Raw genomic sequence first — 11,720 nt, 5'->3', positions numbered from 1 at the left:
CGCTCACCCGGTCACGTCCAGCGCAGGAATCAATTCGTCTTGCAATCGGAAATTTCGCAGGAAATGTTCCTTCGATTTCTCGAATTCGTCCCAGGTCCCGAAAAATCCGACCTCGCCTTCGTGCAGAAATATCATTTTGTCCGCCAGCCGTTTCGCCAGATGCGTGTCGTGCGTCACCACGACCGACGTTTTGTGAAACGCTTCCTTCAGCTTCAAAATCAAGCCGCCCGTGTGCGCGGCCATCAGCGGATCGACCATCGTCGTTGGTTCGTCGTAGAGAATCGCATCGGGGTCTTGCGCCAGTGCGCGCGCAATCGCCACGGCGCGCTTCGTGCCGGTGCTCAATTCCGAAGGCAGCCGGTCGGCAAACTGCGCCACCTCCAGCATGTCGAGCAGCTCTGTCACGCGCTGGTCTACTTCCTCTCCTTTCACGTTGCCCAGAGCCTTCATCGGAAAGGCTACGTTTTCCGCGATGGTCAGCGAATCAAAAAGCGCTCCCGCCTGGAAAACCATCGTCGCGCGCCGCCGGATCGGCGCCAGTTGCTCCTCACTCATTTCCGTCACGTCTTGCCCATCGACGATGACTCGCCCCGCATCCGCTTTCAAAAATCCCAGGATTAGCTTCAGCGATACGGACTTACCCACCCCGCTGCGCCCCATGATTACGCTCGTCTCGCCGCGATCCATGTGGAAGCTCACGTTGCGCAACACGTCCTGCGTATCAAACGACTTTGACACTCCCCGGAATTCGAAGAAGTGCTCGCTCACGTTTCGCTTGCCTCGCCTGTTCGCGCCTCGTCGTAATCCTCTGGCGTGTTCACATTCTTGAACAGTCGGCCACGCGGGTCAAAGCCTTTCCATTCGTTCGGTTCGATAGTGGAAAGCGTCAGGCCCGCAAGCCCGTCCATCACTTTTCGTACCCCGCGCTCAAGCGCCCCGGCAATTTCGGTCTGTACGCGCTGCCGATACATCCCGCACAACGGCTCATACCCTCGTTCGCTCACGGGCATCACCACATCGGCTTCGGACGCCATCGCCCGGCTCGCCAGAAATTCCAGCCATTCGTGCGTCAAAAACGGCAAATCGCAGCCGACAATCAAATTCCATCCGCACGCGGTCACGCGCAATGCCGTTGCAATCCCGCCAAGCGGCCCCAACTCGCGGCGGTCGTCTGGCACGACTCGAAATCCCATTCCGCCATAATCCGCGGGCGGCCCGATAATAATTGCTGGTTCGCTCACGAACTCAACAAGCCGCGCCATCCGCACCAGCAGAGGTTTTCTATCGAATGTCAGCAATCCTTTTGGCCGCCCCATTCGCGAGCTTTTGCCTCCCGCAAGAACGAACCCTCCGATCGGCTCCCGGTTGCGCATCTTTAGACTTTCAACTCTCGGATTCCATACCTCGGTATCGTCCCTCTTCGTGCAGCCTGCTATGGATCATCCCGACTCTACAGCAAATCCTTCCGCTGCCTGCCTTTGCTCATGACTTGGCCTCTAACACCAGAGCACGTTGAAATCGAGCGACTGTCTTGTAATATATTACAAATAAAATACTTACATAAGGACAGAAGATCTTGGCGTGCCTCCCTTTCTCCATAAATTAACTTGACGCTATCCCCATTTTTGCTATATTAGCACTCGCCAAAGAGGAGTGCTAACCATACCCGCCTCCCCTGCGGCCATTCGAAGTCTTCAAGCGGAGGTTACGAGATATGGCAGTGAACATCACCCCGCTCCACGACCGTGTGATCGTGAAGCGGCTCGAAGAGAAGGAAACTGTCAAGGGAGGCATCATCATCCCCGACAGTGCAAAAGAGAAACCCCAGGAAGGCGAAGTTGTTGCCGTTGGCTCCGGCAGGCGCGAGAAGGGCGAGCTGATTCCTCTCGATGTGAAAGTCGGCGACCGCATTCTTTTCGGCAAGTATAGCGGCAACGAAATCAAGATCGACGACCAGGAGTATCTCATCCTGAAGGAAGACGAAATTCTGGCAAAAATCGGTGGCGCGGCAAAGGCTGCCTCTGGCAAAAGATAACCACCCCGCTTCGGAGCGATCCGGCGGGCATTTTTATCCGAGGAAATTTTGAGGAGGATTAGGTCTTATGGCAAAGCAAATTGTGACTGGTGAGAATTCGCGCCAGTCGATTCTGCGTGGCGTTAACGTTCTCGCTGACGCCGTGAAGATCACGCTCGGCCCCAAGGGGCGCAATGCCGTGATCGAAAAGAAGTTCGGTTCACCGGTCATCACCAAGGACGGCGTCACCGTTGCGAAGGAAATTGATCTTCCCGACGGGCTTGAAAACATGGGTGCGCAGATGGTCCGCGAAGTTGCTTCCAAGACTTCCGACGTGGCCGGCGACGGCACGACCACTGCCACGGTTCTCGCGCAGGCTATCTTCCGCGAAGGCGTGAAGACGGTCGCTGCGGGCGCCAGCCCTATGGCTCTCAAGCGCGGCATCGAGAAGGCCGTCGAAGCCGCCGTTGAGGAAATCAAGAAGCTTCACAAGGACGTCAAGGGCGACATGATCGCTCAGGTTGGCACCATCAGCGCCAACAACGACAAGCAAATCGGCAACATCATTGCCGAGGCCATGAAGAAGGTCGGCAAGGATGGCGTGATTACCGTCGAGGAATCCAAGACGATGGAAACCACGCTTGAGGTCGTCGAGGGCATGCAGTTTGATCGCGGCTACCTCTCGCCTTATTTCGTCACGGACCCGGAGCGCATGGAATGCGCCCTCGAAGATGTCCGCATCCTGATTCACGAAAAGAAGATCAGTTCCATGAAGGACTTGCTTCCCCTTCTCGAGCAGATCGCCAAGATGGGCAAGCCGTTGCTGATCATCGCCGAAGACATCGAAGGCGAAGCTCTCGCAACGCTCGTTGTCAATAAGCTTCGTGGCACCTTGCAGTGCGCCGCCGTCAAGGCCCCCGGCTTTGGCGACCGCCGCAAGGCTATGCTCGAAGATATCGCCACGCTCACCGGCGGGCGCGCCATCACCGAAGACCTCGGCATCAAGCTCGAAAACGTGAAGGTCGAAGATCTCGGTCGCGCCAAGAAGATCACCATCGACAAGGACAATACGACCATCGTCGAGGGTGCCGGCAAGCCCAGCGAGATCGAGGGCCGCGTGAAGCAGATTCGCACTCAGGTCGACAACACCACATCCGACTACGACAAAGAGAAGCTTCAGGAACGCCTCGCCAAGCTCGTTGGCGGCGTTGCGGTCATCAAGGCAGGCGCGGCCACCGAAATCGAGCTGAAGGAAAAGAAGGCTCGCATCGAGGATGCCATGCACGCCACGCGCGCTGCGGTTGAGGAAGGCATCGTTCCGGGCGGCGGCACGGCTCTGCTGCGCTGCATTCCGGCGATCGAGAAGCTCAAGGTGGCGGGCGACGAGGAAATCGGCGTCAACATCGTCAAGCGCGCTCTCGAAGAGCCCGCCCGTCAGATCGCGCACAATGCCGGTGAAGAAGGCGCAGTCATCGTCGGTAAGGTTCGCGAAAGCGAAAACGACAACTTCGGCTTCAATGCCGACACCGGCGAATACGGCGACATGGTCAAGGCTGGCGTCATTGATCCGGCCAAGGTCACCCGCCTCGCTCTCCAGAACGCCGCTTCCATCGCGGCCTTGATGCTCACCACGGAAGCTCTCGTGGCCGACATCAAGGAAGAAGAGAAGAAAGCTGCTGGTGCTGGCGCTCCCGGCGCGGGCGGCATGGGCGGCATGTACTGACGTAGTTTGTCATCCCGAGGAGTCCCGAGCGTTTTTCAGCGAGGGTGACGAGGCTTGCCCGCCGTGGCGGGGATCTGTAGTCGTTTTCAGAATACAAGAGGCGCTCCGAACTTCTTCGGAGCGCCTTTTTTCTTCTCCGATTTCCAAAGCTGCTAAACGCGCCTCGTCGCCGCACAATCTCAGCCAATTTCGTCCCGCCCCTCGGTCCGCCCGCTCAAAACCGACTTGTCATCCAGAATTCACCGTCCTGTAGCACCCCTGTAATCCACCCAACCTAGTTTTACGCCCGTTCGTTTTTCTCCGTTGGAGACGTGCGGTCGGCGAAGAGAAACAAGCATATACAGGTATCGAATGACCACCAATCCTTCTGAAAGGACTTCTCTGTGCGCAAGCTACTAGGCTTATCCCTTTTCATTTTCTCTTTTTGCGCTGCCTTCGCTCTGGCTCAAAGCCCTGGCACAATTAGTGGCCAGGTATTGGATGCATCCGGCGCGGCGCTTCGCGCGGCGACGGTCACAATCACCAACCTCACTTCCGGCACGGTCACGCACGCCACCACCGGAGCCGACGGCCGCTTTGTCGCCAGCAACCTTTCTGCGGATCGATACCTGGTCACAGTCGAAAAATCCGGATTCCAGTCCTTCAATCAAGTGGTCTCTTTGTCCGCGGACCAACCGCTCAGTGTCAATGCCAAGTTGCAGGTCGAGACTTTGGGTCAGTCCGTCGTCGTCCGTGGCACCGTCATGCCCGGTGCCAGACCCATGCCCACTCGCGAAGAGGTCGCACTCTCCGACGAATCCACTCGTGTGTTGGACCGTAAGCAATTGGACGCAGCTGGACCTGTGGCCGGCGGCGCGCAAATGATTTCCTACACTCCCGGCGCCAATGTGATCGGCTACGGAAATACAGGCGCCACGAAATATACGATTCAGCTCAATGGAATTCATCAGGGTTGGGCCGGCGAAAACACTGGCTTTACGGCGCCTGGCTCTCTCGGGATCACATTCGACGGCGTCCCTGTCACCGACGTCGCCACCGGCCTCTGGCAGTCCGCCACTTTGCCGCAAAATCTTCTCATGCAGGACGTGGCCGTTACTTATGGCCCAGGATCTCCGGACGACCGTTTCTACGACAATATCGGCGGACAGGTTGAGTTCACGCCAATTCAACCCACCGTAGGCATGCACATGAGCGTGCAGGCCAGCTACGGCAGCTTCAATCAAAAGAACATTGCGTTCGTCGGGAACACCGGCGACTTCCACGGCTGGTCTACGGTCGTTGGAGGCGGCGTCGGCAATGGCGACAGTTTCCGCTCCGCGCCCGACGGATTTGTGAACCACGCCCAAGATGGCGCCATCTTCGTGAAAACCATCCGCATGTTTTCAGCAGGAAGTTTTGAGCTCGGCAGCTATTACGCCAAAGCTGGTGGCTACCGTCCCCAGGTGATTCCTCTGACCGATCAGGGCATCATCGAGAGCGGAAACGGAGTCCACTACAGCGAGACCACGAGCGGCTTCTATAGCACCCTCCCCTTCGACGATTACAACAAATACGACACAAACGAGATCTGGAATCTTTATGGTCGCGAGAATCTACAGCTAAATCCCACAACAACGCTTACGAATATGACTTGGTATATGCACATTCGTCGCTTCCACCGGCGGCTCGCCGATCAGTTCGCTCCCGCGGGCCAAGTAGATGAGTGGAACAACCCCTATAGCGACGCTTTCGGCGACCAGGTCGCTATCTCCAAGGTGTTGCCTATGAACACGGTCACAGCCGGCGCTTACTACATCCACGAACTCTATAATGCCCACAATAATTTCTTTGACCCGGCTCTGGGCGGAGACGGTGCCACAGCGACCGTAAACATCGGCGGAAAATTCCGTTCCGGCTATTTCGACCAGGACGACGCCTCTGTCTATGTCATGGATGATTTTCATCCCATCGCCAAGCTTCACATCACTCCTGGCCTCAGGTTCGTTGGCTTCCGCACCGGCTACTCCGACCAGGCCGCGCGCGACTTCAATTTCGCGCCCGGCGTCGTGATGAGCACGCATTGCGCGTACTATCCTGCCAACGCTGACCCTTACCTCAACCTCTTCGGCCCGCCGAACGCCACCAATCAAGGCTCGATCTGCGGTGGCCACCAGGGGAAGGGTGGCGTCGAGCCTTCCGTCAGCGCGGGCTATATCGCCACGCCTTGGCTGACTTTTTACGGTGGCTATTCGACGGAATATCACTCGCCTTCTCTTGGCGGTGGCGGCGGTCAGTTCCAGGCCGTTGATCCTAATTATTACCTTCTTGCCAAAGGCGCCTACAGCCAGGGCGGAGCCAAAATTCATTTCCAGGACGCGCCTGCGCTCAAGAATTTCATCTTTGGCGCCGATTACTACCACCTCGACTACACCAATCAGGAAATCGATTTCGAAACTGCCGGCCTTGTTGAAATCTCCGCTGGCGGCGATTCAACCTATCATGGGATGAACGCCTACTTCGACGATGACCCGTTGCAAAACCTGCATATATTCGCCAATTTCACCACCGAGACGTCGCATTTCACCACCTACGTAACCGGCGCGCCCAATACCGCAGCCTGCCAGCAGCTGATTCAGAGTACGCCAACAGGGTCCGCCCCGCCGTGCGCGATCTACAACAATCTTCCCGTCGCTTACGTCCCTAACTCAACCCTCAACGCTGGCGTGTACTACGGAATCATGCACAACGACCGTCTCATCGTCGAGCCCCGGCTCTGGTTCGACAGAATGGGTTCCCAACACCTCTTCGACAATTGCGGCTTCATCGCCAACGTTGGCTGCAGCCAGCCGGGGCCAAGCAACACCACCATGCCGTCTTACACCACTACAAACGTCTCTTTCACGGGCTCGCCCATGAAGTTCGTGAATCTGAGCATTTCCTTCCAGAATATTTTCAACAGGAAATTTAACGAATATGAGTACATCTCCAGCGGCGGCTATTTCGGCACGGCTGCAAACGGCGGATTGACGGGAGCGAATTACATCCTCGCTTATCCCGGCGAGCCGCTTTCGACTTATGGCACCATAAGTTTTCAGTTCTGATTCGAGAGTCTTCGCGGCGGACGGTGTGTGCTGATCGTTCTGCTTGCCTGGAAAACACAAAAGGCACTCCGGAATCTTCCTGGAGCGCCTTTTTCTTATCTGCATGTACTGGTGGCACGCGCCGAATATCTTGCTCTTTAGTCATTCCGAGAAGCCTGCGGTCGGTTGCTCTTCCTGGGACGACGAGAAGTCTGCCTTTCGTTTCGGTCCAAACAGACATCCCGAATGGAGCGTGCCCTTCACATTCGAATGCGCGAGTGATTACTGTTTCTTCAGCAGCGCCGGCCAATTTAGCAGCACCTTTAGGCTGTGGCTGGCGTCCCCGTGACGAGCATTCAGCACAAAATGCGAGCCGTCACGTGTCACATCCATGGGATTCCCGCCGGCGATGAGCGAAGGCGGCACGGAAAACAATTCGCTGATCTTCGTCACTTGCGGCCCGGATGCCGTAAATGCCATATCCGCGGCCATTATTTTGTTATCTGGCGAAAGGAAATAAACCTTCCGCCCGTCGCCCGACCAGCGCGGCTGCATTCCCCCTCCGGTGGACACTTGCCACTTACCGCTGCGTTCAGGAAATGACTCCAAGTAAACTTGAGTTTCGCCGGATTCCGTGGACTCGTAAACAATCCACTTCCCATCCGGTGAAATTCGCTCTGCCGCTTTGCTAAACCCATTACCGGGGATGTATTCCGATGGTGTGCTGGCCGCGGCAACGGCAATCCTCCAGACGGAGGAGTTGTCCGCGGCGTACTGGTCGTAAACGAGGAATTTCCCATCCGGCGACCAATCGCGCGGAAACATCCACCGCGATCTACGAACGAGTACACGCTCGCCAGATGCTCCGTTGGCAGGCCGCGCTACAATCTCAAAGTCACCATTGCTCACTATGCTGTATGCGATTTGCTTTCCGTCCGGCGACCAGATAGCATCGCTGTTCTGTCCGCCAAGTGAAAAACGCGTGGCCTGCCGGAGCGCAAGGTTGTAAATCCACACGTCTCGATTTCCCTTGGTGTCGCTTTGATCATAAGCAATAAACTTGCCATCGGGCGAGAAGCGCGGGTTGTTGAACGCGCCATCGCCCAGAGGCAGTTCCGAGGCTTTGCCAGTTCGGTCCAACAGGTGGAGCTCTTCGGCTCCCCCAGTTCCGTCTTCGTAGACAATGGCCCCGTCTTGCGAAACTGTAAAAGCTGGCAACCATTCGACTTCAATGGCCAGGTGATTAGCAATCTGGACAGATTCCCCGAGAGTTCCGTCTGTCTGCAAAGCTTGTGCCATCAAAGCGTCGCCGTTGGTGAAGAACACGTAGCCATTTGCATAATCGGCCGGTCTGTGGGAGGTGATCGGAAGCTCGCGGACTGATTTTCCATCCAGCGTGCTGAGCATCACATGGAACGTGTCCGCCCCAACCTTCTTGGCGCTGAACAAGAAATGCCCGGAATCCACCATCATGGGACTAACGTAGTCAGAACCGTCGTCAGCCTTGATTAACGTCTGCGTTTCTTTGTTTGAGCTATTGATCTCCAGGATGCCTCTCGGGCCGCCTCCTGCCAGCAAACCGCGTCCGTTTGGCATCCATGCCGCTCCGAGGATCCGCTCCTCGTTTAGAGCGAAATCGCTGGTTACGCCGCTGATCACATCCAACGTTAAGCATTCCCCAGTCGTTTCAAAGAACACAAAGCGGTCGTCTGGAGACCACGCAAGGGCGACTGGCCCGGCGGCGCCGTAGTAATGAACTGCACCCGTTTCCATCGAACGAATCGCCAGCACCCACCGATCGTTCTTCTGGGCTAAGTATGCGAAGCCACGCCCATCGTGTGAGAGCGCCATCAAGGGAAGTGAAGCCATATCTGTGAGCGGCATATTAAGCGCGATCACATGCGGGGCGCGCGTTCGCAGTTTCTGCACGTATGCCACTGCAAGCGCAATCATCCCAATCGCGAGCACGCCCGCCGTTGCCCACGGCAGCGCGCGCCGCCGCGCATTTTGTAGGGGCGGTTTTACGCCGCCCGATTCCGCCGATTCGTATTGCCCAGTTCCGCCGGTGAGAACTTCCTCGATGGCGATACGGGCGTCGCCGATCGATTGCACTCGCTGCCGCGCCTCTTTCTTCAAGCAACGCACCAGCAGTTCGCAAATCCGCGCCGGCGTCGTCGCAGGCAACGCGTTCCATTCCGGCTCGCTCTTAATCACCGCCGCCAGCGTGTCCGTCACCGTCTCGCCGCTGAACGCCATCTTGCCCGTCAGCATTTCATATAGCACGCACCCAAACGCCCAAATATCCGTTCGCCGGTCTACCGTCTTGCCTTTCGCTTGCTCCGGCGACATATATGCCGCGGTACCCAGAATGATTCCCGCCTGCGTCGCCATCCGGCTGATCGTCGGCGAACTCGAAATGTCCACTGCGGCAGGATCGTTCTCCAGCGCCTTCGCCAATCCAAAGTCCAGAATCTTCACCGCATCGCTGTTTGTGATTTTTATATTTGCCGGTTTCAAATCGCGATGCACAATTCCGCGCTCGTGCGCGTATTCCAATCCATCCGCGATTTGCTTGGCCATCGCCAGCGCTTCATCGAGAGGAATGGCTCCCGCTTTGATGCGCTCGGCCAGTGTCGGCCCTTCAACCAATTCCATCACCAGCGCGTGCGTCCCGCCGGAATCCTCGAATCCATAAATCGCCGCAATGTTCGGATGATTGAGCGACGCCAGCACCTGCGCTTCGCGCCGCAGCCGCGCCATGCGTTCCGCGTCGCGTGCAAACGCTTCCGGCAAAACCTTGATCGCCACGTCGCGTCCGAGCCGCGTATCCCTCGCGCGATACACTTCTCCCATTCCACCCGCGCCCAGCGGCGCGACAATTTCATACGGCCCGAGTTTTGTCCCGTTCGCGATGCTCATTGAATTATCACACTCGGTTTCTTTTTAGCTCCTTACTCATCATTGCTTCTTTAGCAGCGCTGGCCAGTTGGTCACGAGCACGGCCGTCGCGCCGTTTGCTTGCTCGCCACTGGTTACGACGATGAAGTGCTGCCCGTCCTTCGTGGCATCCCAACTGCGCCCGAAGAAGGACGTGGTGACCGGCGCGCCCATCTTAAAAAGCATATGCGGCGCTCCGGCGACGAGCTGGCTGGCGGTTTCGCTGACCGGCAGTTCAAAGACTGTTCCGTCATCCCTGGTGTAATCGATGGCCTTGCCGTCGCCGCGCCATCGCCAGAACAATGCGCCGGTGCTCGTCAGTTGCTGCCTGCCGCCCCGGCTGAGTGACATGGCGTACAGTTCGTAGCGGCCGGTTTCTGACGAGTCATAGAGCACCCATTTGCCATCCGGAGAAAAGCCGCCACAGTAGGTGCCGATCGGCTCCTCGATCAGCGGTCGAGCCTTGGCTCCGGGGGACAGAGAAGTAATCCACGTCGTCGTGGCAGGCAGAGCTTTGTATACCTTTTCAAACAAGAAGTTCTGACCGTCTGGAGAAACGTCCGACAAGTTGATGCGGTCTTCCGACTCCAGCAGTGTTTCCTCCTTGCCCGTGCCATCCACAGCCTTGCGCACGATCCGGTAAGACCCTTTGGAGTCAGTTGCCGAATTGGGGATGAATGAGGCGTAATAGAGTGCGCGCCCATCCGCTGACCACGCCATCCCCTGCGTAATCAATCCGAAGGTAAGGCGCATGCGCGTGTTCTTGTCCAAGTCCAGATTCCACGCGCTGAATCCTTCCGCACCTCCTCCTTCGTAGACTGCCACTCTATGGCCATCCGGCGAGAGCCGCACATCTATCGCGCGCCCTGTTTCACTGATGGTTTGTTCCGGTTTGCCATCCCGGTTGAAGATAATCAATTTCGAGCTTCCCGCCCCCATGGCCGGCTGATATACCAGTACGCCGTTATCGCTGGCGTCAAAAGCGGCGCGCCATGTGGAAACATTAAAGCCCACGTCCGCAGCTAAGGCGGCTGTCTCTCCGCTGGTCCGTCCTGTGCTCGGATCAAAAGCGGTTGCGAGCAAAGAGCCATTCTGAACACGGAGCAATTGGCCGTGTGCGTACACCGCATTCGATTCCGCCGCCACCACGAAGCGATTTTCTTTGCCGTCGAGTGATGCAAAATAGATTCCGTTCTGCGCGCTGGCGTACGGATCGGAATGGCTGATTGCAAGATAGATGAAATGCTTTCCGTCGGGCAGCAGCACTGGCCAGCGATTCGTGGTGTGCTCCGGTGAAAGTTTTGTGACTTCAACTGGAACAGAGCCCGGGCCGGCGTGCACGCGGGAAAGGCCTGCGGTTATATCCGGTGCAATCAGGATGGTGTCGTCTGTGCCCCAGGTGCCTCCGCGAGGCCGCACCACGTCGCAAATGTCCAGAACAGGACCACCATTTGCTGGGACGCGCCGCAGCTTTCCGTTGCTGAAGAAACCCAGCGATTCCCCGTCAGGAGACCAGAACGGATATTCTGCTCCCTCCGTACCTGAGATCATCTGCGCGTCCTTGTCATCGAGTGCGCGCACGAAAAGATGTGTTTTCCCTTGAGCGTCCGCCGCGACAAATGCGATGTGCTTCCCGTCTTTGGAGAGGACTACTGGACCCGCCGCATCGTCTTCCCCTAGAGTGAAGTTGCTTTGGTTCGGCGGGAGAACGTAGGCCTCAAACGAGAGTTGCTGAGGCATGCGCAAGAAAAACCCTGCAGCGAAAATCCCAGCGACGACCAACAACAGTGCTGCCGCCGCCCACGCAATTCGCTCACGCGTTTTCCGGTGTGCAACAACCGGCGCGGGTACTCCTGCCTGCGAACCCGCGTCGCGTATCCATTCCAGCTGCAGCTTCACGTCGTGCGCCGACTGAAAGCGCTCATCCGGATCTTTTGCCAAGCAAATCTTCGCCGTGCGGTCCAAAGCCGGAGGCGACATTGGCTGA

7 protein-coding genes are annotated in these 11,720 nt (G+C 57.3%); 3 read left to right on the top strand and 4 right to left on the bottom strand.

Annotation, left to right across the window (positions count from 1 at the left end):
- Positions 1-3: 3 nt before the first annotated feature.
- Positions 4-768 (bottom strand): ATP-binding cassette domain-containing protein, encoded by a 765-nt coding sequence (locus VGR81_04900; protein ID HEV2288273.1) that lies wholly within the window; start codon positions 766-768, stop codon positions 4-6.
- Entirely contained in the window at positions 765-1,373 is a 609-nt protein-coding gene (locus tag VGR81_04895; GenBank protein ID HEV2288272.1) for a molybdenum cofactor guanylyltransferase, read from the bottom strand. The genes VGR81_04900 and VGR81_04895 overlap by 4 nt, the downstream gene beginning before the upstream one ends.
- Before the next feature lie 347 nt (positions 1,374-1,720).
- Here VGR81_04895 and VGR81_04890 point away from each other — a divergent pair, with 347 nt between their 5' ends.
- The 3 genes from VGR81_04890 (at position 1,721) to VGR81_04880 (ending at position 6,817) form a co-directional block, all read left to right on the top strand.
- Entirely contained in the window at positions 1,721-2,035 is a 315-nt protein-coding gene (locus tag VGR81_04890) for a co-chaperone GroES (GenBank protein HEV2288271.1), read from the top strand.
- A 67-nt stretch (positions 2,036-2,102) separates the two neighbouring features.
- A complete protein-coding gene (gene groL, locus VGR81_04885) occupies positions 2,103-3,737 on the top strand; it encodes a chaperonin GroEL (protein HEV2288270.1) in 1,635 nt (544 codons plus the stop codon).
- Positions 3,738-4,120: 383 nt separating this feature from the next.
- On the top strand, positions 4,121-6,817 hold the full coding sequence (locus VGR81_04880; GenBank protein HEV2288269.1) for a TonB-dependent receptor: 2,697 nt from the start codon (positions 4,121-4,123) through the stop codon (positions 6,815-6,817).
- A 261-nt stretch (positions 6,818-7,078) separates the two neighbouring features.
- Here VGR81_04880 and VGR81_04875 read toward each other — a convergent pair whose 3' ends face one another.
- Both VGR81_04875 and VGR81_04870 read right to left on the bottom strand, forming a co-directional pair.
- Positions 7,079-9,715, bottom strand: coding sequence for a protein kinase (locus VGR81_04875; GenBank protein HEV2288268.1), 2,637 nt, complete (start codon positions 9,713-9,715; stop codon positions 7,079-7,081).
- Positions 9,716-9,754: 39 nt separating this feature from the next.
- Positions 9,755-11,720: hypothetical protein (locus VGR81_04870; GenBank protein HEV2288267.1), on the bottom strand; the 1,966-nt coding region annotated here is incomplete at its 5' end.

Source organism: Candidatus Acidiferrales bacterium (assembly GCA_035934015.1).
Lineage (GTDB): Bacteria > Acidobacteriota > Terriglobia > Acidiferrales > UBA7541 > DAHUXN01.
This window is presented reverse-complemented; position numbering and strand designations above follow the sequence as displayed.